The 23,568-nt window shown below is 71.5% G+C and carries 24 protein-coding genes; 19 read left to right on the forward strand and 5 right to left on the reverse strand.

The features are described 5' to 3' along the window. Window positions 1-88 precede the first annotated feature (88 nt). The 12 genes from map to IF37_RS0122490 all read left to right on the forward strand — a co-directional run bounded on the left by map (window position 89) and on the right by IF37_RS0122490 (window position 10,838). The gene (map, locus tag IF37_RS0122435) at window positions 89-925 is read left to right on the forward strand and encodes a type I methionyl aminopeptidase (protein WP_030745263.1); all 837 of its coding nucleotides are present in this window, start codon (window positions 89-91) and stop codon (window positions 923-925) included. Window positions 926-1,076: 151 nt separating this feature from the next. Beyond that, on the forward strand, window positions 1,077-1,298 hold the full coding sequence (gene infA / locus IF37_RS0122440; protein WP_004927214.1) for a translation initiation factor IF-1: 222 nt from the start codon (window positions 1,077-1,079) through the stop codon (window positions 1,296-1,298). A 60-nt stretch (window positions 1,299-1,358) separates the two neighbouring features. Then, complete coding sequence (gene rpmJ, locus IF37_RS0122445; RefSeq protein WP_003998809.1) at window positions 1,359-1,472, forward strand: 50S ribosomal protein L36; 114 nt, start codon at window positions 1,359-1,361, stop codon at window positions 1,470-1,472. Between the two features lie 189 nt (window positions 1,473-1,661). Then, entirely contained in the window at window positions 1,662-2,042 is a 381-nt protein-coding gene (gene rpsM, locus IF37_RS0122450) for a 30S ribosomal protein S13 (protein ID WP_030745266.1), read from the forward strand. A gap of 64 nt (window positions 2,043-2,106) precedes the next feature. Next, the gene (gene rpsK, locus IF37_RS0122455) at window positions 2,107-2,511 is read left to right on the forward strand and encodes a 30S ribosomal protein S11 (protein WP_003956432.1); all 405 of its coding nucleotides are present in this window, start codon (window positions 2,107-2,109) and stop codon (window positions 2,509-2,511) included. Window positions 2,512-2,695: 184 nt separating this feature from the next. After that, the gene (locus IF37_RS0122460; protein ID WP_003966937.1) at window positions 2,696-3,718 is read left to right on the forward strand and encodes a DNA-directed RNA polymerase subunit alpha; all 1,023 of its coding nucleotides are present in this window, start codon (window positions 2,696-2,698) and stop codon (window positions 3,716-3,718) included. 126 nt (window positions 3,719-3,844) lie between these two features. Further along, entirely contained in the window at window positions 3,845-4,330 is a 486-nt protein-coding gene (rplQ, locus tag IF37_RS0122465; protein ID WP_030745270.1) for a 50S ribosomal protein L17, read from the forward strand. A 76-nt stretch (window positions 4,331-4,406) separates the two neighbouring features. Beyond that, window positions 4,407-5,270, forward strand: coding sequence for a tRNA pseudouridine(38-40) synthase TruA (gene truA / locus IF37_RS0122470; RefSeq protein WP_030745272.1), 864 nt, complete (start codon window positions 4,407-4,409; stop codon window positions 5,268-5,270). A 383-nt stretch (window positions 5,271-5,653) separates the two neighbouring features. Then, window positions 5,654-7,072 (forward strand): glycosyltransferase family 2 protein, encoded by a 1,419-nt coding sequence (locus IF37_RS0122475; RefSeq protein WP_030745273.1) that lies wholly within the window; start codon window positions 5,654-5,656, stop codon window positions 7,070-7,072. Beyond that, on the forward strand, window positions 7,072-8,091 hold the full coding sequence (locus IF37_RS0122480; RefSeq protein WP_030745274.1) for a glycoside hydrolase family 26 protein: 1,020 nt from the start codon (window positions 7,072-7,074) through the stop codon (window positions 8,089-8,091). Before IF37_RS0122475 ends, IF37_RS0122480 begins: the two co-directional genes overlap by 1 nt. After that, window positions 8,088-9,914 (forward strand): glycosyltransferase family 39 protein, encoded by a 1,827-nt coding sequence (locus tag IF37_RS0122485; protein ID WP_030745275.1) that lies wholly within the window; start codon window positions 8,088-8,090, stop codon window positions 9,912-9,914. The genes IF37_RS0122480 and IF37_RS0122485 overlap by 4 nt, the downstream gene beginning before the upstream one ends. A 183-nt stretch (window positions 9,915-10,097) precedes the next feature. Further along, window positions 10,098-10,838 carry a polyprenol monophosphomannose synthase gene (locus IF37_RS0122490; RefSeq protein WP_030745276.1) on the forward strand — a complete coding sequence of 247 codons (741 nt, stop codon included), beginning with the start codon at window positions 10,098-10,100 and terminating at the stop codon, window positions 10,836-10,838. Window positions 10,839-10,846: 8 nt separating this feature from the next. Here the strand turns inward: IF37_RS0122490 and IF37_RS0122495 are convergent, their stop codons facing one another. Next, window positions 10,847-11,725 carry a membrane protein gene (locus tag IF37_RS0122495; protein WP_030745277.1) on the reverse strand — a complete coding sequence of 293 codons (879 nt, stop codon included), beginning with the start codon at window positions 11,723-11,725 and terminating at the stop codon, window positions 10,847-10,849. A 281-nt stretch (window positions 11,726-12,006) separates the two neighbouring features. Between IF37_RS0122495 and rplM the strand changes: the two genes are divergently transcribed. From rplM to glmM, 3 genes are all read left to right on the forward strand, one after another. Beyond that, window positions 12,007-12,450, forward strand: coding sequence for a 50S ribosomal protein L13 (gene rplM / locus IF37_RS0122500; RefSeq protein ID WP_030745278.1), 444 nt, complete (start codon window positions 12,007-12,009; stop codon window positions 12,448-12,450). 42 nt (window positions 12,451-12,492) lie between these two features. After that, window positions 12,493-13,005, forward strand: a complete 513-nt coding sequence (gene rpsI / locus IF37_RS0122505) for a 30S ribosomal protein S9 (protein ID WP_030745279.1) — start codon at window positions 12,493-12,495, stop codon at window positions 13,003-13,005. A 216-nt stretch (window positions 13,006-13,221) separates the two neighbouring features. Continuing rightward, window positions 13,222-14,580, forward strand: a complete 1,359-nt coding sequence (glmM, locus tag IF37_RS0122510; protein WP_030745281.1) for a phosphoglucosamine mutase — start codon at window positions 13,222-13,224, stop codon at window positions 14,578-14,580. On the opposite strand, the gene IF37_RS0122515 is transcribed toward glmM, so the two are convergent. After that, window positions 14,577-15,554, reverse strand: a complete 978-nt coding sequence (locus IF37_RS0122515; RefSeq protein ID WP_030745284.1) for a DUF389 domain-containing protein — start codon at window positions 15,552-15,554, stop codon at window positions 14,577-14,579. The two genes, glmM and IF37_RS0122515, sit on opposite strands and share 4 nt — an antisense overlap. 25 nt (window positions 15,555-15,579) lie before the next feature. Continuing rightward, the gene (gene coaA / locus IF37_RS0122520) at window positions 15,580-16,548 is read right to left on the reverse strand and encodes a type I pantothenate kinase (RefSeq protein ID WP_037856894.1); all 969 of its coding nucleotides are present in this window, start codon (window positions 16,546-16,548) and stop codon (window positions 15,580-15,582) included. 222 nt (window positions 16,549-16,770) lie between these two features. Between coaA and glmS the strand changes: the two genes are divergently transcribed. Continuing rightward, window positions 16,771-18,618 (forward strand): glutamine--fructose-6-phosphate transaminase (isomerizing), encoded by a 1,848-nt coding sequence (gene glmS / locus IF37_RS0122525; RefSeq protein ID WP_030745288.1) that lies wholly within the window; start codon window positions 16,771-16,773, stop codon window positions 18,616-18,618. A 97-nt stretch (window positions 18,619-18,715) separates the two neighbouring features. Here glmS and IF37_RS0122530 read toward each other — a convergent pair whose 3' ends face one another. Together IF37_RS0122530 and IF37_RS0122535 are read right to left on the reverse strand one after the other, a co-directional pair. Further along, window positions 18,716-19,066, reverse strand: coding sequence for a hypothetical protein (locus tag IF37_RS0122530; RefSeq protein ID WP_030745291.1), 351 nt, complete (start codon window positions 19,064-19,066; stop codon window positions 18,716-18,718). Between the two features lie 131 nt (window positions 19,067-19,197). Continuing rightward, window positions 19,198-19,980: an SDR family NAD(P)-dependent oxidoreductase gene (locus tag IF37_RS0122535; RefSeq protein ID WP_030745293.1), complete on the reverse strand. Its 783-nt coding sequence runs from the start codon at window positions 19,978-19,980 to the stop codon at window positions 19,198-19,200. A gap of 64 nt (window positions 19,981-20,044) precedes the next feature. On the opposite strand from IF37_RS0122535, the gene IF37_RS0122540 reads away from it, so the two are divergent. The 3 genes from IF37_RS0122540 (at window position 20,045) to alr (ending at window position 23,407) form a co-directional block, all read left to right on the forward strand. Continuing rightward, a complete protein-coding gene (locus IF37_RS0122540; RefSeq protein ID WP_030745295.1) occupies window positions 20,045-20,416 on the forward strand; it encodes a holo-ACP synthase in 372 nt (123 codons plus the stop codon). Between the two features lie 54 nt (window positions 20,417-20,470). Beyond that, window positions 20,471-21,928 carry a bifunctional ADP-dependent NAD(P)H-hydrate dehydratase/NAD(P)H-hydrate epimerase gene (locus tag IF37_RS0122545; protein WP_030745297.1) on the forward strand — a complete coding sequence of 486 codons (1,458 nt, stop codon included), beginning with the start codon at window positions 20,471-20,473 and terminating at the stop codon, window positions 21,926-21,928. Window positions 21,929-22,243: 315 nt separating this feature from the next. Continuing rightward, window positions 22,244-23,407 carry an alanine racemase gene (alr, locus tag IF37_RS0122550; protein ID WP_030745298.1) on the forward strand — a complete coding sequence of 388 codons (1,164 nt, stop codon included), beginning with the start codon at window positions 22,244-22,246 and terminating at the stop codon, window positions 23,405-23,407. The last annotated feature ends 161 nt before the right edge of the window (window positions 23,408-23,568 follow it).

Genomic DNA, 23,568 nt, shown 5'->3' on the forward strand with positions numbered 1-23,568 from the left:
ACGTCGGCCGGGAGATGCCGAGGGCGCCGCGGCCGTACTGTTGTGTACGTATCCCAGTCGACGTGAGTGACGGAGAGCGCAGGCCCCCATGGTGCAGATCAAGACCCCCGAGCAGATCGCGAAGATGCGGGCGGCGGGCCTGGTCGTAGCCGCCATCCACGCGGCGACGCGCGAAGCGGCCGTCCCGGGCGCGACCACCAAGGACCTGGACGAGGTGGCCCGCAAGGTCCTCGCCGAGCACGGCGCGAAGTCGAACTTCCTGGGCTACGGCGGCTTCCCCGCCACCATCTGCACCTCCGTGAACGACGTCGTCGTCCACGGCATCCCCTCCGACGAGGTCGTCCTCAAGGACGGCGACATCATCTCCATCGACTGCGGCGCGATCGTCGACGGCTGGCACGGCGACGCCGCCTACACGGCGTTCGTGGGCTCCGGCCACGCCCCGGAGCTGCTCGAGCTCTCCCGGGTGACGGAGGAGTCGATGTGGGCCGGCATCGCGGCGATGAAGCAGGGCAACCGCCTGGTCGACGTCTCCCGGGCGATCGAGACGTACATCCGCCGCCAGCCGAAGCCGGGCGGCGGCCGGTACGGCATCATCGAGGACTACGGCGGCCACGGCATCGGCACCGAGATGCACATGGACCCGCACCTGCTGAACTACGTCGACCGCCGGCGCGGCAAGGGCCCCAAGCTGGTGCCCGGCTTCTGCCTGGCGATCGAGCCGATGGTCTCCCTCGGCACCCCGCGCACCGAGGTCCTTCAGGACGACTGGACGGTCATCACCACCGACGGCACCTGGTCCTCCCACTGGGAGCACTCGGTGGCCCTGACGCCCGAGGGCCCGCTGGTACTGACGGCCCCGGACGGCGGCCGCGCGAAGCTGGCCGAGCACGGGGTCACCGCGGCACCGGACCCGCTGGCATAGGGATCACTCCCATGGGGCAGACTCTCTCGATTCGCCTTTCCGGGTGCGCCGACGTAGACTGACTCGTCGGCTCTTGTGCACCCGCATGCCTGCATGCTTACAAACGGTGCGCGTCAGAGTCGATCAAGGTAGTCGATTCGAAGGGCGAAGCGTGGCCAAGAAGCAAGGTGCCATCGAGATCGAGGGCACTGTCGTCGAGTCTCTGCCGAACGCCATGTTCAGGGTCGAGCTCCAGAACGGCCACCAGGTCCTGGCACACATCAGCGGCAAGATGCGGATGCACTACATCCGTATCCTCCCTGACGACCGGGTCGTGGTGGAGCTGTCTCCTTACGACCTGACGCGTGGCCGGATCGTCTACCGGTACAAGTAGATCTTGCCCGAGCGCCGGGCCCGCCCGGTGCGCTGGCACTGACCCGGAGAACCTCACCCCATGAAGGTCAAGCCGAGCGTCAAGAAGATCTGCGACAAGTGCAGGGTGATCCGCCGTCACGGTCGGGTCATGGTCATTTGCGAGAACCCGCGCCACAAGCAGCGCCAGGGCTGACGCACGACCACCCTCTGCACCGCTATCGCAGAGTTTCGCGCGACGCGAGCTGAATATGTTCATACGCAGAGCCCGGGCCATCCAGCCCGACACCCCCGGTTCGGAGGCCGGGGACCCGGTTCGTACCTAGTACGGCGGCCGGGAGCCGGTTCTGTGGAAGACCTCCGAAGAATCACCAGGAGCCATTGAATGGCACGCGTTTCCGGTGTCGACATCCCGCGCGAAAAGCGTGTGGAGATCGCGCTCACGTACGTGTTCGGCATCGGCCGGACCCTCTCGAAGGAGACGCTGGCTGCGACCGGCGTCGACCCCAACACCCGCGTCCGCGACCTGAGCGAAGAGCAGCTGGTCGCGATCCGCGAGTACGTCGACAACAACATCAAGACCGAGGGTGACCTCCGTCGTGAGATCCAGGCCGACATCCGCCGCAAGGTGGAGATCGGTACCTACCAGGGTCTCCGTCACCGTCGTGGTCTGCCCGTCCGCGGCCAGCGCACCAGCACCAATGCCCGCACCCGCAAGGGCCCGCGTCGCGCCATCGCCGGCAAGAAGAAGCCGGGCAAGAAGTAGTCCGCAGCGGATGCCTGTCCACGGTCTTCGCTGTAGGACCGACCACCTCCCTAGGAGTTTGTAGATGCCCCCCAAGGGTCGTCAGGGCGCTGCCAAGAAGGTGCGCCGCAAGGAAAAGAAGAACGTCGCTCACGGCCACGCGCACATCAAGAGCACGTTCAACAACACGATCGTCTCGATCACGGACCCGTCCGGCAACGTGATCTCCTGGGCCTCCGCCGGCCACGTCGGCTTCAAGGGCTCCCGGAAGTCCACGCCGTTCGCCGCGCAGATGGCCGCCGAGTCGGCTGCCCGCCGCGCCCAGGAGCACGGCATGCGCAAGGTCGACGTGTTCGTCAAGGGTCCGGGCTCCGGTCGTGAGACCGCGATCCGTTCCCTCCAGGCCACGGGCCTCGAGGTCGGCTCCATCCAGGACGTCACCCCGACCCCGCACAACGGCTGCCGCCCGCCGAAGCGCCGCCGCGTCTGACGCACGGCTGCTTCGCCGAGCGGTTCAGGGTCGTGGGGGGATCTCCCCCCGCAGAGAGTGCCGGGCGGTACGGCTCCTTCGGGTCGTGCCGCCCGTACCCTTGCAGTACCCGCGCTTCTCACGAGTGCGGTCTCCGTCGGGCGTCAAATAGCGGGCGTCCACGAAAGAAGGATCTGATCCACACATGCTGATCGCTCAGCGTCCCTCGTTGACCGAAGAGGTCGTCGACGAGTTCCGCTCCCGGTTCGTGATCGAGCCGCTGGAGCCGGGCTTCGGCTACACCCTCGGCAACTCCCTCCGCCGTACCCTCCTGTCCTCGATCCCCGGCGCCGCTGTCACCAGCATCCGGATCGACGGCGTGCTGCACGAGTTCACCACCGTGCCGGGCGTCAAGGAGGACGTCACCGACCTGATCCTCAACATCAAGCAGCTGGTCGTCTCCTCGGAGCACGACGAGCCGGTCGTGATGTACCTGCGCAAGCAGGGCCCGGGTCTGGTCACCGCCGCCGACATCGCGCCCCCGGCCGGTGTCGAGGTGCACAACCCCGACCTCGTCCTCGCCACGCTCAACGGCAAGGGCAAGCTGGAGATGGAGCTGACCGTCGAGCGCGGTCGCGGCTACGTCTCCGCCGTGCAGAACAAGCAGGTGGGCCAGGAGATCGGCCGTATCCCGGTCGACTCGATCTACTCGCCGGTGCTGAAGGTCACGTACAAGGTCGAGGCCACGCGTGTCGAGCAACGCACCGACTTCGACAAGCTGATCGTCGACGTCGAGACCAAGCAGGCGATGCGTCCGCGTGACGCCATGGCCTCCGCGGGCAAGACCCTGGTCGAGCTGTTCGGTCTCGCCCGCGAGCTGAACATCGACGCCGAGGGCATCGACATGGGCCCGTCCCCGACGGACGCCGCCCTGGCCGCCGACCTCGCGCTGCCGATCGAGGAGCTGGAGCTCACCGTCCGCTCCTACAACTGCCTCAAGCGTGAGGGCATCCACTCCGTGGGTGAGCTGGTCGCGCGCTCCGAGGCCGACCTCCTCGACATCCGCAACTTCGGTGCGAAGTCGATCGACGAGGTCAAGGCGAAGCTGGCCGGCATGGGCCTGGCCCTGAAGGACAGCCCGCCCGGATTCGACCCGACCGCCGCCGCCGACGCCTTCGGCGCCGACGACGACGCGGACGCCGGGTTCGTCGAGACCGAGCAGTACTAGGAGCTCGGGACCGACGGTCCTCCGGGCGCCCCCGCGGGGACGCCCGGATCTCCGACAGACAACCGTCTGCTCGGATACTGACTCCGGTACCTGACACGGCCGGGGCAGACACACAGGAGAAGAACCATGCCGAGGCCCACCAAGGGTGCCCGTCTGGGCGGCAGCGCCGCGCACGAGAAGCTCCTCCTCGCGAACCTCGCGAAGAGCCTCTTCGAGCACGGCCGTATCACCACCACCGAGGCGAAGGCCCGCCGCCTGCGCCCGTACGCCGAGCGTCTGATCACCAAGGCGAAGAAGGGCGACCTTCACAACCGCCGCCAGGTGCTCCAGGTCATCACGGACAAGGGCATCGTCCACACGCTCTTCACCGAGATCGGCCCGCGGTACGAGAACCGTCCCGGTGGTTACACCCGCATCACCAAGATCGGTAACCGCCGTGGCGACAACGCGCCCATGGCCGTCATCGAGCTGGTCGAGGCGCTGACCGTCGCGCAGCAGGCGACCAGTGAGGCCGAGGCCGCCACCAAGCGCGCGGTCAAGGAGGCCGAGGAGACCAAGGTCGAGGAGACCGAGGCCGCCGAGGCTCCGGCCGAGGAGTCCAAGGACGCCTGAGGCTCCGCCTGACGCGTAAGCGGGCCCGTCCCTTCCGGGGGCGGGCCCGCTTTCGCGTACCTGAGAGGATTTCCCCGTGAGTGATGAAGTACAGCCCGGGTACGTCCGGGTCCGCCTCGACGTCTCCTACGACGGCACCGACTTCCACGGCTGGGCCAAGCAGGCCGGCGGCCGGCGGACCGTGCAGGGCGAGATCGAGGACGCCCTGCGCACGGTGACCCGGTCGCGGGAGACCTACGAGCTGACCGTCGCCGGGCGGACCGACGCCGGTGTGCACGCGCGCGGTCAGGTGGCGCACGTCGACCTGCCCGAGGGGGTCTGGCGCGAGCACAACCAGAAACTGCTGAAGCGGCTCGCCGGGCGGTTGCCGAAGGACGTGCGGGTGTGGGCGCTGCGACCGGCGCCGTCCGGCTTCAACGCGCGGTTCTCGGCCGTGTGGCGCCGGTACGCCTATCGGGTCACCGACAACCCCGGCGGTGTCGACCCGATCCTCCGCAACCACGTGCTGTGGCACGACTGGCCGCTGGACGTGGACGCGATGAACGAGGCCGCCGGCGCGCTGCTCGGGGAGCACGACTTCGCCGCGTACTGCAAGAAGCGCGAGGGGGCCACGACGATCCGGACGCTCCAGGAGCTGAGCCTGGTGCGGGGCGGGGACGGGATCATCACCGCCACGGTCCGCGCGGACGCCTTCTGCCACAACATGGTGCGGTCGCTGATCGGCGCGCTGTTGTTCGTGGGGGACGGGCACCGGGGTCCCGAGTGGCCCGGGAAGGTGCTCGCCGCCGGGGTGCGGGACTCCGCCGTGCACGTCGTACGGCCGCACGGGCTGACGCTGGAGGAGGTCGGCTATCCGGCCGACGATCTGCTGGCGGCCCGCAACAAGGAGGCGCGGAACAAGCGCTCGCTTCCCGGCTCCCCCGGCTGTGAAACCTGTTAGTTACGTTGCATTTGACGCCCCTCGTGTCGCATGTCACCACTTATAGACCGTAACCGGGCGTAACGACCCTTACGTGTTTCATACGTCTCGGATACAGTTGCGCCTTCCGGCCAGATGTTCGACAGGGGTGGCCGGGATTGGCTGGGGGGTCGACGGGCCGGCACGGCCCGGGGTTGGACAACGCAATGACTTCAGTGGGTCCCGTGCGGACCGGGGGGCGTCGTGCGGCGCGGCAGGGCGGCGGACGACGTCGGGCGGGGCGCGGCGGCGGCGCCGCGCTGGGGCTGTTGCCGCTCCCGCCGACGGACAGGGAGAAGTACTCCTACGCGCGCCGGTACCTGTGGATCCTGACGATCAGCTCGCTGGTCAGTTTCTGCTGCCTGGTGGTGAGCCAGTTCAAGCTGGCGCAGTCCACGCCGGTGCTGTGGATCTACACCCCGCTGCTGGTGTTCACGGTGATCTACTACCTGGTGTCGTTGCGGGTGAACGGCTTCACCCGGGACTTCGACATCGCCCACCACCGGCGGCTGGTGCAGAACTGGCGGCCGGAGGTCTACCCCTCCGTCGACGTCTTCCTGCCGGTGTGCGGCGAGCCCATCGAGGTGCTGCACAACACCTGGCGGCACGTGCGGGCGATGGCCGACCGGTACCCCGGGGTCTGTGTGCCGTTCGTGCTCGACGACGGCGCGAGCCCCGAGCTGGCGGCGATGGCCCGGGACTTCGGCTTCCGCTACGGCACCCGGGAGAACCGGGGCTGGTTCAAGAAGGCCGGCAACCTGCACTTCGGTTTCGGCCAGTCCGACGGCGAGTTCATCCTCATCCTGGACGCCGACTTCACCCCGCGCGCGGACCTGCTGGAGGAGCTGCTGCCGTACATGGCGGCCGACCCGCGGATCGGTATCGTCCAGTCCCCGCAGTACTTCCGGGTGCTCGACTCGCAGAACTGGATCGAGCGCGGCGCGGGCGCGGTGCAGGAGCTGTTCTACCGCTCCGTGCAGGTGTCCCGGCAGGGCAGTGACGGCGCGATCTGCGTCGGTTCCTGCGCGATCTACCGGCGGGCGGCCCTGGACACCAACGGCGGCACCACGCTGATCGAGCACTCCGAGGACGTGCACACCGGGTTCGACCTGCGCGGGCTCGGCTGGGACCTGAGGTACGTGCCGGTCGCGGTGTCCACCGGGGTGTGCCCGGACACCGCGGGCGCCTTCTTCAACCAGCAGTACCGCTGGTGCTCGGGCTCGATGAGCCTGCTCGGCAGCCGCAAGTTCTGGCAGGCGAAGATCAGGATGTCGAGCCGGCTGTGCTACATGTCCGGGTTCTTCTACTACATCCACACCGCGCTGTTCACCTTCGCGGCCCCGGTCATCCCGATCGTGCTGCTGCTGATGATGCCGGAGAAGCTCAAGGTCGAGCACCTGCTCCTGGTGGTGCCCAGCATCCTCTACACCACGATCATCTTCCCGATGTGGCACAAGGCGCCGTACCGGCTGGAGGCGTGGGCGGCCCGGATGATGTACGGCTGGGCGCACGTCTTCGCCATCTGGGACATCCTGCGCAAGAACCGCATGGGCTGGCAGCCGACCGGCTCCTCCGGCGCCAAGAAGAACAAGACCCGGCGCTTCTGGATCGGCATGTGGGCGTGGAGCGGCGGCACGGCGCTGGTGTGGGTCACCGCGGCGGTGTACCGGACGTTCACCATGAACGCCCCCGACTTCGCCCTGATCCTGTCCTCCGGGCTGTTCTACGCGCTGGTCGTCGGCCGCGTCCTGGTGCAGCCGCGGTCCGGGACGGAGGCCGTCTGATGCGATTGAAGGAACGATTCCGCACCGTGCGGGCGTCGCTCGCCGGGGCCCTGGTCGGCGTCCTCGCCCTCAGCGGCTGCTCCCTGCTCGGCGACGACGGCGGCCCGGCGCGGTCCGGCGGCGGCACGGCGGCCCCGCACTCCGAGGCGAGCGCCGACGTCCCCTACGACGTCACCCCCCTGCTGAAGCCGGCGAAGAAGTACTTCGGGGTGGCCGTACCGGGCGCGCCGACCTCCATGAAGAACATCGACGTGTACACCGGGCGCGTCGGCAAGCGGCCGAACCTCGTCGAGTACTACGCGGGCTGGGGCGACGGCTTCGACGCCACCGGGGTGCGCAACGCCTGGGCCGAGGGCGCCCTGACCCTGATGTCCTGGGAGCCCTTCGACACTCCGATCGCCGACATCGCGGCGGGCAAGTCGGACGCGTACGTCAAGGAGTACGCGACCGCCGTCCGGAAGCTGAACCTCCCCGTGGTGATCGACTTCGCGGACGAGTTCAACGGCCACTGGGAGAAGTGGGGCACGAACGCCACCACCCCCGCCCAGTACGTGGCCGCCTGGCGGCGCATCCACCAGACCTTCACCGACGCCGGCGCCACCAACGTCATCTGGGCCTGGTCGCCCAACATCGTCAACCCCGTCCGCGACGTGCGGCTGAAGCCGTACTACCCCGGTGACGCGTACGTCGACTGGATCGGGCTCATCGGCTACTTCACGCTCGGCGAGGACAACGCCTTCGACAGCGTCTTCGGGCCGACCCGCGACCAGATCCGTACCTTCACCAAGAAGCCGATGCTGCTGCTGGAGACCGCGGCCATGCCCGGCGAACGGCGGCGTGCCGACGTGCGCAACCTGTTCGCGGGCGTCGCGGCGGACGACGACATGCTCGGCTTCGTCTGGTTCGACTACAAGAAGCGCGCCGACTGGCGGCTGGAGGCGAGCCCGCTGGCGCTGAAGGAGTTCAAGCGCCTGGCCGCCGACGACCGTTTCGGCTTCGACGTACGGAAGCCGTCATGACCTCTCGACCCGAGTACTACACCCCGCAGCCCTACGACCCCTACGCGGAGGAGGAGCAGCAGGGCGGCTGGTTCAACTCCGACGGCTACGCAACGCGGCAGCCGCAGGACCAGGGGACGGCCGAGGGATACGACCACCAGGGGACGGCCGAGGGGTACGGCCACCAAGGGGTGGCCGAGGGGTACGACCACGACCCGCGGACCTATCCGTACCAGCAGCAGCCGGCCGACCAGCCGACGTACGCCCTGCGGACGGTGCCGGAACCGGCCGCGCCGGCCGAGCCCGAGTACCACGTGCCCGACACGCCCGAGGTCGGCTGGGACATGGCCGCCAGCCGGCGGCGCGCCTGGGTCAGCCGGGCCGTGCTGCTGTGCGTCCTGGCCGTCCAGGCGGTGCTCTCGATGCGCCTGTCCAACACGGCGTTCCAGGACGAGGCCCTGTACCTGGCGGCCGGGCACGCGGAGCTCCGGCACCTGCTGCACGGCACCCCGCTGCCCATCGACTACGGCGCCTACTTCTCGGGCTCGCCCCAGCTGTACCCGGTGCTCGCCGCCGCCGTCGACGGCCGCTTCGGGCTCACCGGGGCCCGGATGCTGAGCCTCGCCTTCATGCTGGGCACCACCGGACTGCTGTACTCGTTCACCCGGCGGCTGTTCAACGAGCGGGCCGCGCTGGCCGGCGCCGCGCTCTTCGCCGTGGTGCAGTCGACCGTCGTCATGGGCTGGTTCGCCACCTACGACGCCGCCGCCGTGTTCCTGCTGGCCCTCGCCACCTGGATCGTCGTGCGCACCGACCGGGCGCCGGTGGCCGCCGTGCTGCTCGCCGCCCCCGTCGCGGCCCTGGCCGTCGGCGTGAAGTACGCGGCCGGCCTGTACCTGCCGACCATCGTGGTGCTCGCGCTGCTCACCGGCTGGCCGCACAAGGGCGGCCGGGCCTTCCTGCGGATGGTGCTGCTCGCGCTCGGCATCGGCGCCCTGCTGGCGGCCGGTGCGTACGCCACCGACCTGCTGGCCGGTGTGCGGCAGACCACCACCAACCGCGACCACGGCTCCGACGGCACCGCCTTCCTGCTCCAGCGGTCGGCCGAGTGGGGCGGGCTGATGTTCCTCACCGCCGTCGGCGGCGCGATCTCCTACGTGCGGCGCAGCCGCATGAACGAGTCGCCCGTCGCCCAGCGGCTCGGCAATCCGGGCCGGCGCTGGCGGGCGCTGCTCGGACTGGTGCTGTGCGGCACCGCCCTGCTCGCGCCCGCCTACCAGGTGCACCTGGGAACCGTGGTCTCGCTGTTCAAGCACGTCGGCTTCGGCCTGCTGTTCGCCGCGCCGATGGCCGGCGTGGGCGTGACCCGGCTGATCGGGGCGCACTTCCGCTACCCCCAGCTCGGCATCATGCTGTGGACGGCGACGCTCTGCCTCGGCATCTCGCAGGCGGACTGGCGCTTCGGCGTCTGGCCCGACTCCTCGAAGATGATCCGGGTCGTCGACTCCCACGTGGACGGCAAGGGCCACTACCTCGCCTCCACGCCCGAGGTGCCCGTCTACTACCTGGGCGACAAGACCAGCCACCGGCAGTGGCAGGGCGTCTTCGCCCTGGAGTACACGGACAGGAAGGGCACGTACCACTCCGGGGACGCGGCCTACCGGGCGGCGCTGCGCGACGGCGAGTTCGACCTGATCGTCCTGGACGGCCTCACCAACCCCCGGGTGGACGACGTCGTCGCGAACGCGGTGAAGGGCAACCCGCACTACCGGCTCCTGGCCGACCTGCCCTTCCGCAACTCCAGCGGCACCGGTCATTACCGCATCTGGATCAAGACCGCCTGAAGCCGCTCCCCGCCGTCCCGTACCCGAAAGGCCGTCCATGCGGCTCACCGTCACCGGCACCGGCCACCCGGGTGCCACGCACGCCGCCTGCACGGCGGAGCCGGGCCACGAGGTGCCCGGCGTCGACACACGAGCAGCGCGTCCGGCGCCGGGCAGGCCGGCGCCCGCAGGGGAGGGAGAGTGATGGCGCACGACGAGGTCCGGGTCACCGTGGTGATGCCGACGTACAACGAGGCGGCGAACCTGCCGGGGATGGCCGAGGCCGTGCTCGGACTGCCGCTCGGCGGACTCCATCTGAAGATCGTCGACGACTCCAGCCCGGACGGCACCGGGGACATCGCCGAGGAACTGGCCGAGAAGCACAACAGCGGCGGCCGGCACCGGATGAGCGTGCTGCACCGCACCGAGAAGGACGGGCTGGGGCGGGCGTACACGGCCGGGATGTCCGCCGCGCTGGAGGAGGGGGCCGCGTACGTCGTCCAGATGGACGCCGACGGCAGCCATCCGGTGGAGGCCGTGCCCCGGATGCTGGAGGCGGCCCTCGGCTCCGGCGCCGGTCTGGTGGTCGGCAGCCGGTACGTCGAGGGCGGCTCGCTGGACGAGGAGTGGGGCGCCCACCGGGTGCTGCTGTCCCGCTTCGCCAACCGGTACGCGCGCGCCATCCTCGGCACCGAGATCCAGGACATCACGGCCGGCTTCAACCTGTGGTCGGCGCCGACCCTCAGGGACGTGGACCTGTCGTCCCTGGACAGCGCCGGCTACAGCTTCCAGGTGGAGCTGAAGTACAAGGCCGTGCGGGCCGGGCACACGGCCGTGGAGATCCCGATCCGCTTCACCGAGCGCACCGAGGGCGTCTCCAAGATGACGCTGCGCACCCAGCTGGAGTCCGCGGTGCTGCCGCTGCGGCTGCGGCTGAAGCGGTAGGGGCGCGGCTACCGGGCGGCGGCGGAGGCCTGTGCCTGGCCGCGGCGGTGGATCTGGTTCACGGTGAACTGGGCGAGGTCGTTGCCGACGCCGAAGACGTCGGTGTTCTTGGCGGTGACGTCCTTGCCGTCGGTGAATCCGGCGATCGTGAAGTAGGCGTAGCGGCCGTAGGAGTTCCGGGTGGAGCGGCAGAACGCGCCGTCGCAGAAGGGCTTGACGCCGCCCTTGCCGAACAGCGAGCGCACGATGCTGCGGTCGTCGGTCCGGGCCTTGGCCGTCGCGGCGTGCGCCGCGTCCTCGAAGACGGCGACGCCGACGGTGACCGCGATGCCTCCGTCGGTGTAGGTGACGCGCATCAGGCGGGTGCAGCCGTTGGCGGTGAGGATGCCCGGCAGGGTGCCGCCGGCCGCGGTGGCGCAGTTCGTGGTGTCGGCCGTGGCGCCCTTCTCGTACACGGTGTCCCCGACGGTCAGCCGCTTGTCCGGGAAGAGGGTGTCGGGGCTGAGCGGGGCGGTGTCCTTCTTCGCGCTGGAGATGAACTCCTTGGGGTCCAGCGGCGGCGGCGCGCTGGTGGGCGCGAAGGACGGCGTCGCGGTGCCGGACCCGGGTATGGAGGCGCTGGCGGGCAGGTCGCCGGGGCCGGCCTGCGGGTCACCGCCGTTCGCGGAGACGACGGCCAGCGCGACCGCGGTGCCTATCGCGGCCGTGGCGAGCACGCCGCCGGCTATGAACAGCAGCTTGCGGCGCTTGTGACGCGTCTCCGACGCCTCGGCGAGCGCGGCCCAGTCCGGCGTGCCGTCGTCCTCGGACGCGCCGTTCCACGGCTGCTGCGATTGCGGTTTCCAGGGATCCCACTGAGACTGGGGTCCCCCCTGCCCGTAACTCATGGGGCGCATCTTAGACGGGGGGCCGGTGGCGCGGGGTCGGTCTCGTGGCCCGCCTCGCGGCCCGCCTCGTTTTGACCCGTCCGGGCCCCGGCAGGTAACCTGCTTCTTCGTTGTGTATTGGCTTGCTCATTCTCACGGGACGGGCCCTTACACCGGTCCACCGGGCCGATGACCAGCGATCCCACGCACGCGGTTTGCGTCGCCGCCGTGGGTCAAGGGCTGTCGTGATCGTTTCGGTGACCTTGTTTAGGACCATTCACTCGAAGCGAAGGCTACGAACCGTGCGTACGTACAGCCCCAAGCCCGGCGATGTGACGCGCCAGTGGCACGTCATCGACGCTCAGGACGTTGTCCTGGGCCGTCTCGCCACCACCGCTGCGACCCTCCTGCGGGGCAAGCACAAGCCGATCTACGCGCCGCACGTCGACGCTGGTGACTTCGTCATCATCATCAACGCCGACAAGGTGCACCTGTCCGGCAACAAGCGGACCCAGAAGATGGCGTACCGCCACTCCGGCTACCCGGGCGGTCTGCGCTCCGTCCGCTACGACGAGCTGCTCGACAAGAACCCCGAGAAGGCCATCGAGAAGGCCGTCAAGGGCATGCTCCCGAAGAACTCCCTGGGCCGTCAGATGCTCTCGAAGCTGAAGGTCTACAAGGGTGACCAGCACCCGCACGGCGCCCAGCAGCCCGTGCCGTTCGAGATCACCCAGGTCGCGCAGTAAGTCCGGCCACCCCCTAAGACTGAACAGAATCTGAGGAGAATCGTGGCCGAGACCACTGCCGAGCAGCCGCTCGAAGAGCTTGACATCGACAGCTACACCACCGAGTCCGAGGTCCCCGTCGAGGGTGAGTACACCTCGGAGTCCCTGGCCTCCCGCTTCGGCGAGCCGCAGCCGGCCGCCGGCCTGGGCCGCCGGAAGAACGCCATCGCCCGCGTCCGGATCGTCCCGGGCACCGGCAAGTGGAAGATCAACGGTCGCACCCTCGAGGACTACTTCCCGAACAAGGTGCACCAGCAGGAAGTCAACGAGCCGTTCAAGGTCCTGGAGCTTGAGGGCCGTTACGACATCATCGCCCGCATCGCGGGTGGCGGTGTCTCCGGCCAGGCCGGTGCCCTGCGCCTCGGTGTCGCCCGTGCGCTGAACGAGGCCGACGTCGACAACAACCGCGGCCCGCTGAAGAAGGCCGGCTTCCTCAAGCGCGACGACCGTGCGGTCGAGCGCAAGAAGGCCGGTCTGAAGAAGGCCCGCAAGGCTCCGCAGTACAGCAAGCGCTAAGCTTCGCTGCCTGCTCGTACGTGGTACGGGCTTCGGCCCCACGTACTCCGAACGCCCCGGCGGCACGCCACATGTGCCTCCGGGGCGTTCGCTTATCCCAGCCAAGGGCGTATAACGGCACAAGACGCTCAAAGGCTTGTGTGATCGGACGCCGGAGCGCTCGCCACCCGACGCGGTGCGGTCCGCTTCCGACTCGATGCTTCCTCAGGAGGACAAGTGGGACGACTCTTCGGCACGGACGGCGTGCGCGGTGTCGCCAACGCGGATCTGACGGCCGAGATGGCGCTCGGCCTCTCCGTGGCCGCGGCGCACGTACTGGCCGAGGCGGGCACCTTCGAGGGCCACAAGCCGAAAGCCGTGGTCGGACGGGACCCGCGGGCGTCCGGGGAGTTCCTGGAGGCGGCGGTCGTCGCCGGTCTGGCCAGTGCGGGCGTGGACGTCCTGCGGGTCGGCGTGCTGCCGACGCCGGCGGTGGCGCACCTGACCGGCGCGCTCGGCGCCGACCTGGGCGTGATGCTCTCCGCCAGCCACAACGCCATGCCGGACAACGGCATCAAGTTCTTCGCCCGCGGCGGCCACAAGCTCGCCGACGAGCTGGAGGGCAGGATCGAGGCGGTGTACGAGTCGCACCGGCACGGCGAGCCGTGGGAGCGGCCGACGGGCGCCGGGGTCGGGCGCGTGCGGTCGTACGACGAGGGTGCCGAGCAGTACATCGGCCATCTGCTGTCGGTGCTGCCCAACCGGCTCGACGGCCTGAAGATCGTCCTGGACGAAGCGCACGGCGCGGCCTCGGGGGTCTCGCCGGAGGCGTTCTCCCGGGCGGGCGCCGAGATCGTCACGATCGGTGCCGAGCCGGACGGGCTCAACATCAACGACGGCTGCGGCTCGACCCACCTGGGGAAGCTGAAGGCCGCCGTCGTCGAGCACGGCGCGGACCTCGGCATCGCGCACGACGGTGACGCCGACCGCTGCCTGGCCGTGGACCACACCGGCGAGGAGGTCGACGGCGACCAGATCCTCTCCGTGCTCGCGCTGGCCATGCGGGAACGTTCCGAGCTGCGCGCCGACACGGTCGTCGCCACGGTGATGTCCAACCTCGGCTTCAAGCTGGCGATGGAGCGCGCGGGCATCCGGCTGGTGCAGACCGCCGTGGGCGACCGGTATGTCCTGGAGGAGATGAAGCGGCACGGGTACGCCCTGGGCGGCGAGCAGTCCGGCCACGTGATCATCCTCGACCACGCCACGACCGGCGACGGCACGCTGACCGGACTGCTGCTGGCGGCCCGGGTCGCGGAGACCGGGAGCACACTGCGGGAGCTGGCGTCCGTGATGGAGCGGCTGCCGCAGGTCCTCATCAACGTGCCGGACGTGGACAAGTCGCGGGTGAACACCTCCGCGGACCTCGCCGCCGCGGTGACCGAGGCGGAGCGGGCGCTGGGCACCACGGGACGGGTCCTGCTGCGGCCCTCCGGTACCGAGCCGCTGGTCCGGGTGATGGTCGAGGCCGCGGACATCGAGCAGGCCCGCGCGGTCGCCGGCCGGCTGGCCGACGCCGTCAAGTCCGCGCTGGGTTAGTACTCCGCCCTCCCGGCCCCGCCGGTGCGGGGAGCGCCGTCCCGGGACACGCGCTCCCTCCGTCCCGTCCACAGCCACTTCTGCGCCAGCAGTGTGAGGACGCCCGCCAGGACGATGCCCAGCAGGTTCAGCAGAAGCTGTTCCGTGGAGCCGATCGTCTGGGAGGTGTCGCCGTAGGCCAGGGCCACGGCGGCGTTCGCGGCGGCCGGGACCGTGGTCACCGAGATCGCCACCCCCACCAGCGCGCCCGACTTCGCCGAGGTCAGGGAGAGGGTGCCGGCGATGCCGGCCAGGACCGCCACGATGAGCGAGAAGGCGTCCGGCGCGTACACGAACGCGGTGTTGGGCCGGTCGCCGTCCAGCTGGGACCGGTGGAACAGCCCGATGGCGTCCATGAACAGGGTGAAGCCGACCGTCACCGCCATCGCCGCCGCGAAGCCCACCAGCAGGGCGGTCAGCGAGCGCCCCGCCAGGCGCGGGGTGCGCCGGACGAGGGCGGTGCAGACCCCGGCCAGCGGACCGAACTCCGGGCCCACGGCCATCGCGCCCACGATCAGGATCGCGTTGTCCAGGACGACGCCGCAGGCGGCGATCATCGTGGCCAGGGTGATGAAGGCGAGGTAGGTGACCGACAGGGTCGACTCCTCGTGCGTGGCCTCGGTGAGGCCCTCCCACAGCACCGCGTCGGCCCCCTCGCCCGGGGCCTCGGCCTCGGCCTCGTCGGCCCGCCGGGACAGCGACAGACCGACGTCCTCCACGGCGATCGAGCCGGTCTCGGCCAGCCCCAGCCGGCGCAGTCCGCCGACGAGTCCGTCACCCGCCTCGCGCGCCACGTCGCACAGCACGACGTCCCCGGCTGGGTCGCGGGCGGCGCCCGGGAGCACCACCAGGTGGGCCGTGCCGACGGTCGTCTCTATCAGCCGGACCACATCGTCGGTGGTGTCCGCGGGGGAGATCAGGCGCAGATGCAGCATGGCGCCTTTCTAACAGGCGGCGGGCCTACAGCTTGCGGAGCCTGAGCCGTTGCACCTTGTGGTCGGGGCCCTTGCGCACGACGAGGGTGGCCCGGCCGCGGGTCGGGGCGATGTTCTCCACCAGGTTGGGCTTGTTGATGGTCCGCCAGAGGGTGCGCGCGTAGTCCAGGGCCTCCTCCTCGGAGACCTGGGTGTACTTGCGGAAGTACGAGGACGGGTTCTGGAAGGCGGTGTGGCGCAGCTTCCGGAAGCGGCTGAGGTACCAGCGCTCGATGTCCTCCGCGCTCGCGTCGACGTACACGCTGAAGTCGAAGTAGTCGGCGAGGCCGACCCTGGTGCGGCCGTCCTTGCCGGGCAGGGCGGGCTGGAGGACGTTCAGGCCCTCCACGATCAGGATGTCCGGGCGGCGGACGGTGAGCCGCTGGTCCGGGACGATGTCGTAGATCAGGTGCGAGTAGACGGGGGCCGTCACCTCGGACTTGCCGGCCTTGATGTCGGCGACGAAACGGGTCAGGGCCCGGCGGTCGTAGGACTCGGGGAACCCCTTGCGCGACATCAGGCCGCGCGCCTGGAGCTCCCGGGTGGGCAGCAGGAAGCCGTCCGTCGTCACCAGCTCCACGCGCGGGTGCTCGGGCCAGCGGGAGAGCAGCGCCTGGAGCAGCCGGGCCACCGTGGACTTGCCCACGGCCACCGAGCCGGCGACCCCTATGACGAACGGGGTGCCGGACTGCGAGCCCTGCTCGCCGAGGAAGGTGTTCAGCGCCCCGCGGAGGCCGTCGGTGGCGCCGACGTAGAGGTTGAGCAGCCGGGAGAGCGGGAGGTAGATGTCCCGCACCTCGTCCAGGTCGATGACGTCGCCGAGGCCGCGGAGCTTCTCCACCTCCTCGGCGGTGAGCGGCAGCGGCGTCTTGTCGCGCAGCGCGCTCCACTCGGCGCGGGTGAGGTCGACGTAGGGAGTCGCCTCCGGCCTGTGCCGGTGGGCGCTCCGGGGCATCGAGGGGACCGGTGAGATCACAGTCCATTGTTAACGGAGTCTGAACGGCCCGGCGGGTGGGGTCCGTCACGCGCGCGGCCGGACCGCCGCGAGGCCGTCGCGAGGCCGTCGTGAAGACCCTGGGGACGGCCGTCGTGAGAGCCTTCGTACGACGGTGGGAATTTCCGATTTCGGGCAGGAAGGAGCCGTTTCCGATCGCTTCCGGCCCGTAGGCTGCCGCCCATGTGCGGAATCGTGGGATACGTGGGGTCGCAGTCGGCGCTCGATGTCGTGATGGCCGGGCTGAAGCGGCTGGAGTACCGGGGCTACGACTCGGCCGGCGTCGCCGTGCCGGCCGACGGCGGGCTGGCCGCCGCGAAGCGGGCCGGCAAGCTGGTCAACCTGGAGAAGGAGCTGCTCGAACGGCCACTGCCGACGGGTTCGACCGGCATCGGCCACACCCGCTGGGCCACCCACGGCGGCCCCACGGACGGCAACGCGCACCCGCACCTGGACAACGCGGGCCGGGTCGCCGTCGTCCACAACGGCATCATCGAGAACTTCGCGGTGCTGCGCGCGGAACTCGCCGGGAGGGGACACGAGTTGACCTCCGAGACGGATACGGAGGTGGTCGCCCACCTGCTCGCCGAGGAGTTCTCCTCCTGCGCGGACCTCGCCGAGTCGATGCGGCTGGTGTGCCGCCGGCTCCAGGGCGCGTTCACCCTGGTCGCGGTGCACGCGGACGAGCCGGACGTGGTGGTCGGCGCCCGCCGGAACTCGCCGCTGGTGGTCGGCGTCGGCGAGGGCGAGGCGTTCCTGGCCTCCGACGTCGCCGCGTTCATCGCCCACACGCGCTCCGCGATCGAGCTGGGCCAGGACCAGGTGGTGGAGCTGCGCCGGGACGGCGTCACGGTGACGGGCTTCGACGGCCGCCCGGCCGAGGTCCGCTCGTACCACGTGGACTGGGACGCCTCGGCGGCCGAGAAGGGCGGCTACGACTACTTCATGCTCAAGGAGATCGCCGAGCAGCCCAGGGCGGTCGCCGACACCCTGCTCGGCCGCATCGACCCGGCCGGCTCGCTGACCCTGGACGAGGTGCGGATCAGCCCCTCCGAACTGCGCGAGATCGACAAGGTCGTGATCGTCGCCTGCGGTACGGCCTTCCACGCCGGCCTGATCGCCAAGTACGCCATCGAGCACTGGACCCGCATCCCCTGCGAGGTGGAGCTGGCCAGCGAGTTCCGCTACCGGGACCCGATCCTGGACGGGCGGTCGCTGGTGATCGCCATCTCCCAGTCCGGCGAGACCATGGACACCCTGATGGCGCTGCGGCACGCCCGCGAGCAGGGCTCCAAGGTGCTGGCGATCTGCAACACCAACGGCTCGACCATCCCCCGCGAGTCCGACGCGGTGCTGTACACGCACGCGGGCCCCGAGGTCGCCGTCGCCTCCACCAAGGCGTTCCTGACCCAGCTGGTCGCCTGCTACCTGGTCGCCCTCTACCTGGGCCAGGTGCGCGGCACCAAGTGGGGCGACGAGATCCAGGCCGTCATCAAGGAGCTGTCCCGGATCTCCCGGGAGGTCGAGCGGGTCCTGGAGACCATGGAGCCGGTACGGGCGCTGGCGCGGACCCTGGCGGAGAAGGACACCGTGCTCTTCCTCGGCCGGCACGTGGGCTACCCCGTGGCCCTGGAGGGCGCGCTCAAGCTGAAGGAACTGGCGTACATGCACGCCGAGGGCTTCGCGGCGGGCGAGCTGAAGCACGGCCCGATCGCGCTGATCGAGGAGGACCTGCCGGTGGTGGTGGTCGTGCCGTCGCCGCGCGGCCGCTCCGTGCTGCACGACAAGATCGTGTCCAACATCCAGGAGATCCGCGCGCGGGGCGCCCGCACGATCGTGATCGCGGAGGAGGGCGACGAGGCCGTGGTCCCCTACGCCGACCACCTGATCCGCATCCCGGCCACGCCCACGCTGCTCCAGCCGCTGGTGGCCACGGTGCCGCTCCAGGTCTTCGCGTGCGAGCTGGCGACGGCGCGCGGCAACGAGGTGGACCAGCCCCGGAACCTGGCGAAGTCCGTGACGGTGGAGTGAGCGCGCGGGGGCGGACGGCCGTGTGCCTCCGCCCCCGCGCCGTGGTCCGTCAGGCGCCGGGCGGTGGTCCGTCAGGCGCCGCCGGAGCGGCGGACGTTCACCAGTTGATGCAGGTCTTCGGCACCCAGCCGGTCTTCTTGTCGCCGCCGTAGTACCACAGGTTGCTCTTCTTGCCGCAGGCCGTGTACGAGCCGCCCTTGTAGGCCTTGCCGTCGTTGCAGACCGTGCCCTTCTTGCCCTTGCCCCAGATGCCGATGGCCGTGGCCGTCGTCTTCGGCGAGGTGCGGACGTTGACGGTCTGCTTGGCCTTGACGTTGATGATCGCCTTGCTGCAATCCTTCGGCGGGGTCGCCGCGGCGGCGGTGCCGGCGGTGGCGACGGTGCCGACGAGGGCCGTGCCGATGAGGGCCGCCGTGGTGAGCGCGGTGCCCAGAGCCTTCAACTTCAAGACTGTGTCCTCCCGTTGTGTGCGAAGGCGCCCGCGGGGCAGCGGACGCCGGTCGCCAGGAAGACTACTGGGCGCGGCAGATTGGCCGATCTTGGGGTTGCGCTCGGCGCGCGAACCCCGGTGGGCGCACCTCAGTGCACGGAGAAGCCGCCGTCCACGTGCAGGGACTGGCCCGTGACGTAGGCCGAGGCGCCGCTCGCCAGGAACACCGCCGCGCCCGCGAAGTCCTCGGCCAGTCCGTTGCGGCCGGTCATCGTGCGGGCGGCGAGGGCCGCCACCCGCTCGGGATCGGCCGACAGCCGTTCGTTGAGCGGGGTCATCACGAATCCCGGCACGAGGGTGTTGCAGGTGACGCCGTACGGCGACCAGGCCTCGGCCTGCGAGCGGGCCAGCGACTCCAGCGCGCCCTTGGAGACGCCGTACGCGCCGCTGTGCACGAACGCCCGGTGCGCCTGCTGGGAGGTGATGTGGATGATCCGGCCGAAGCCCCGCTCGGCCATGCCGGGCCCGAACCGCTGCCCCAGCAGGAACGGCGCCTCCAGGTTCACCGCCATGGTGGTGTCCCACACCTCCTCGCCCAGCTCGGCCAGCGGCGGACGCAGGTTGATCCCGGCGGAGTTGACGAGGATGTCGGGCTCCCCGAAGACGGCCGCGGCCTCCTCGGCCGCCGCGCGCACCCCCTCACGGGTGCCGAGGTCCCCGCTCACCCAGGCCGCCCGGCACCCGTCGGCCGTCAGTTCCCCGACGGCCGCGGCCAGTTCCTCCTCCCGCCGGGCCACGGCCACGACCCGCGCACCGGCCCGGGCCAGCGCCCCCGCGATGGCCCGTCCGATGCCGGAACTCCCCCCGGTGACCACGGCGACACGACCGTCCAGCGAGAAGAGGTCGGAGAGATAAGCGTGTGAGGAGGACATCCCCGCAGCGTAGGCGACGTGGTGTCGCCGGATGCCCGCCCGCCGGAGCCGTAGGGTGCTCGGCATGAGCATCATCGGGGTGGGCATCGATGTGGCCGAGATCGACCGGTTCCGGGCGTCCCTGGAGCGGACACCGGGGCTGGCGGCCCGGCTGTTCGTGGAGCGGGAGCTGCTGCTGCCCAGCGGGGAACGGCGCGGCATCGCCTCGCTGGCGGCCCGGTTCGCAGCCAAGGAGGCACTGGCGAAGGCGCTGGGGGCGCCGCCGGGGCTGCACTGGACCGACGCCGAGGTGTACGTGGAGGACAGCGGGCAGCCCCGGCTCAGGGTGAAGGGCAGCGTGGCCGCGCGCGCCGCCGAGCTGGGCGTCCGGGCCTGGCACGTGTCGCTCAGTCACGACGCGGGCGTGGCCTCGGCGGTGGTGGTCGCCGAGGGCTGACCGGCGCGGTGTCGCGGGTGTGGGGGGCGGGGGTCCCGGGGCAGACTCGGTGCCATGCGTACTGCGTACAGCGTGGAGACGGTAAGGGCGGCCGAGCGGGCGCTGATGGCACGGCTGCCGGAGGGCGCGCTGATGCAGCGGGCCGCCGCCGGACTCGCCGCCGCCTGCGCCGAGCTGCTCGGCCGGGTGTACGGCAGCCGGGTGGTGCTGCTCGTGGGCAGCGGGGACAACGGCGGGGACGCCCTGTACGCGGGGGCCCGGCTGGCCCGGCGCGGCGCGGGTGTGACGGCGGTGCCGACGGCGCCCGGACGGGTCCACGCCGGGGGTCTCGACGCCCTGCGGCGGGCCGGCGGCACGGTCGCCGCCGCGGACGCTGCCGAGGGGCTGATCGCGCGGGCCGACCTGGTGGTGGACGGGATCGTCGGCATCGGGGGCAAGGGCGGGCTGCGGCCGGACGCCGAGCGGCTCGCCGCCGCCGTCGCGCGGTCCCGGGCCGCGGTCGTCGCCGTGGACCTGCCGAGCGGCGTCGACGCGGACACCGGCGAGGTGCGGGGCGCCGCGCTGCGGGCCGACCTGACCGTCACCTTCGGCACGTACAAGCCCGCCCTGCTGGTGGACCCCGCCCGGGAGCTGGCCGGCGTGGTGCGGCTCGTCGACATCGGGCTGGAGCCGCCGCCCGCCGACGCCCGGCTGGAGTCCCCGCAACACGCCGACGTGGCCCGGCTGTTGCCGGCGCCGGCGGCGGAGAGCGACAAGTACCGGCGCGGGGTCGTGGGGATCGCCGCGGGGTCGGCGCGGTACCCGGGCGCGGCCGTGCTGGCCGTGTCCGGCGCGCTGCGGGGCGGGGCCGGCGCCGTGCGGTACGTCGGGCCGGCCGGGGACGCGGTCCTCGCGCGCTTCCCGGAGACCCTCGTCTCCGACGCCGGGCCCGCCCGGGCCGGCCGGGTGCAGGCGTGGGTGACCGGGCCGGGGGCCGGGGACGACGCGGCGAACGTGGCCGAGGTGCTGGCGGCGGACGTGCCGGTGCTGCTGGACGCCGACGGGCTGCGGCTGGCCGACCGGGACGCGGTGCGGCGCCGGGACGCGCCGACGCTGATGACACCGCACGCGGGGGAGGCCGCCGCGCTGCTGGGCGTGCGGCGGGAGGAGGTCGAGGCGTCCCGGCTGGCCGCGGTGCGCGAACTGGCGGCGGTGTACCGGGCGACGGTGCTGCTGAAGGGGTCGACGACGCTGGTCGCCGGCCCCGGTGGCGGACCGGTGCGGATGAATCCCACGGGGACGCCGTGGCTGGCCACGGCGGGCAGCGGCGACGTGCTGTCCGGGCTGGCGGGGTCCCTGCTGGCGGCGGGGCTGGACGCGCTGGACGCGGGGAGCGTGGCCGCGTATCTGCACGGCCTGGCGGGCCGCTTCGCGGCGGGCGGCACGGCGGGGTCGGGCGCGCCGGTGGGGGCGCATGACGTGGCGTCACACATCCCCCGCGCCTGGCGCGACGTACGCGGCGGCACCCGGTAGGGCAGGTGAAACGGCACCCCGCCCACGGCGGACGCGCTCGGGAAGGGGGCGAGGCGTACGTGGGCCGGGGACGGGTGACGTGGTTTCACGCGCCCTCGCGGGTTTGTATGGGCCGTGGGCCGTGGGCCGTGCGCGTCCCGGGGGGCGGGTCGCCCGGGCGTGCGGCGGGCCGGGGCGCGTCGTTCGGGTGTGCCGTGGCCAGGGCGGCGGGGTGCGGGTACGGAGGACGCGCGCCGGGGTGGTGCCCGGTGTCCGCGCGGAGGGCGGGGGCTGTGCCGGGGGGCTTTCGGCGGCCTCTGAGAGACTGGAGGCGCGATGACTGAGACAGCAGCTGTGCCGACCGCCGCCCTGCGCGCCCGCGCCGAGATCGACCTGGGCGCGCTGCGCTCCAACGTGCGGGCCCTGCGCGCCCGCGCCGAGGGCGCCGCCGTGATGGCCGTCGTCAAGTCCGACGCGTACGGCCATGGCGCGGTGCCGTGCGCCCGCGCCGCCCTGGAGGCCGGTGCGACCTGGCTCGGCACGGCCACGCCCGAGGAGGCCCTGGCGCTGCGCGCGGCCGGGCTGTCCGGGCCCATGCTGTGCTGGCTGTGGGTGCCGGGCGGCCCCTGGCGGCAGGCGATCGAGGCCGGCGTCGACGTGTCGCTGAGCGGGATGTGGGCCCTGCGCGAGGTCACCGACGCCGCCCGCGCGGCGGGACGGCCCGCGCGCGTGCAGCTCAAGGCCGACACCGGCCTCGGCCGCAACGGCTGCCAGCCGGGCGCCGACTGGGCCGAGCTGGTCGGCGCCGCGCTGCGCGCCGAGGCCGAGGGGCTGGTCCGGGTCACCGGGCTGTGGTCGCACTTCGCCTGCGCCGACGAGCCGGGGCACCCCTCCATCGCCGCCCAGCTCGCCCGGTTCCGGGAGATGGTGGCGTACGCCGAGGAGCGGGGCGTACGGCCCGAGGTGCGGCACATCGCCAACTCGCCGGCCACCCTCACCCTGCCCGAGACCCACTTCGACCTGGTGCGCACCGGCATCGCCATGTACGGCATCTCGCCGAGCCCGGAGCTGGGCACCCCGGCGGACTTCGGGCTGCGCCCGGTGATGACGCTCAGCGCCTCGCTGGCCCTGGTCAAGCGGGTCCCGGGCGGACAGGGCGTCAGCTACGGCCACCACTACGTCACCCCGGGCGCCACCACCCTCGGCCTGGTGCCGGTCGGCTACGCGGACGGCATCCCGCGGCACGCCTCGGGCACCGGCCCGGTGCTGGTCGACGGCAAGTGGCGGACGGTCGCCGGGCGGGTCGCCATGGACCAGTTCGTGGTGGACCTCGGCGGCGACGAGCCCCCGGTGGGCACCGAGGCGGTGCTGTTCGGGCCGGGCGACCGGGGGGAGCCCACGGCCGAGGACTGGGCGCGGGCCTGCGGCACGATCGCGTACGAGATCGTCACGCGCATCGGCGCCCGCGTGCCGCGCGTCCACGTCGACGGGCCCAGGTGAATGCGTGCGGTCCACCGCGTTCGGGTGACCGCGTCCCGGTGAACGGGCGGGAAGCCGGGTAACCCGTCCGGGAGCGGCTACCCGGACTGTCCGCACCACCGGCCACTCGACAGCACAGCGGTACCACCGGCACCATCCGTAGCACCCGTCCGGGTGAATCC

The organism is Streptomyces sp. NRRL S-31 (assembly GCF_000718775.1).
Lineage (GTDB): Bacteria > Actinomycetota > Actinomycetes > Streptomycetales > Streptomycetaceae > Streptomyces.

Coding starts and splice junctions, on each gene's coding strand:
- alr (WP_030745298.1), top strand. CDS start 22,244: ATGACTGAGACAGCAGCTGTGCCGACCGCCGCCCTGCGCGCCCGCGCC.
- rpsK (WP_003956432.1), top strand. CDS start 2,107: ATGCCCCCCAAGGGTCGTCAGGGCGCTGCCAAGAAGGTGCGCCGCAAG.
- IF37_RS0122540 (WP_030745295.1), top strand. CDS start 20,045: ATGAGCATCATCGGGGTGGGCATCGATGTGGCCGAGATCGACCGGTTC.
- IF37_RS0122535 (WP_030745293.1), bottom strand. CDS start 19,980: ATGTCCTCCTCACACGCTTATCTCTCCGACCTCTTCTCGCTGGACGGT.
- IF37_RS0122490 (WP_030745276.1), top strand. CDS start 10,098: ATGGCGCACGACGAGGTCCGGGTCACCGTGGTGATGCCGACGTACAAC.
- glmS (WP_030745288.1), top strand. CDS start 16,771: ATGTGCGGAATCGTGGGATACGTGGGGTCGCAGTCGGCGCTCGATGTC.
- rpmJ (WP_003998809.1), top strand. CDS start 1,359: ATGAAGGTCAAGCCGAGCGTCAAGAAGATCTGCGACAAGTGCAGGGTG.
- IF37_RS0122480 (WP_030745274.1), top strand. CDS start 7,072: ATGCGATTGAAGGAACGATTCCGCACCGTGCGGGCGTCGCTCGCCGGG.
- IF37_RS0122485 (WP_030745275.1), top strand. CDS start 8,088: ATGACCTCTCGACCCGAGTACTACACCCCGCAGCCCTACGACCCCTAC.
- IF37_RS0122495 (WP_030745277.1), bottom strand. CDS start 11,725: ATGAGTTACGGGCAGGGGGGACCCCAGTCTCAGTGGGATCCCTGGAAA.
- rplQ (WP_030745270.1), top strand. CDS start 3,845: ATGCCGAGGCCCACCAAGGGTGCCCGTCTGGGCGGCAGCGCCGCGCAC.
- IF37_RS0122460 (WP_003966937.1), top strand. CDS start 2,696: ATGCTGATCGCTCAGCGTCCCTCGTTGACCGAAGAGGTCGTCGACGAG.
- map (WP_030745263.1), top strand. CDS start 89: ATGGTGCAGATCAAGACCCCCGAGCAGATCGCGAAGATGCGGGCGGCG.
- IF37_RS0122515 (WP_030745284.1), bottom strand. CDS start 15,554: ATGCTGCATCTGCGCCTGATCTCCCCCGCGGACACCACCGACGATGTG.
- IF37_RS0122545 (WP_030745297.1), top strand. CDS start 20,471: ATGCGTACTGCGTACAGCGTGGAGACGGTAAGGGCGGCCGAGCGGGCG.
- coaA (WP_037856894.1), bottom strand. CDS start 16,548: ATGCCCCGGAGCGCCCACCGGCACAGGCCGGAGGCGACTCCCTACGTC.
- rpsM (WP_030745266.1), top strand. CDS start 1,662: ATGGCACGCGTTTCCGGTGTCGACATCCCGCGCGAAAAGCGTGTGGAG.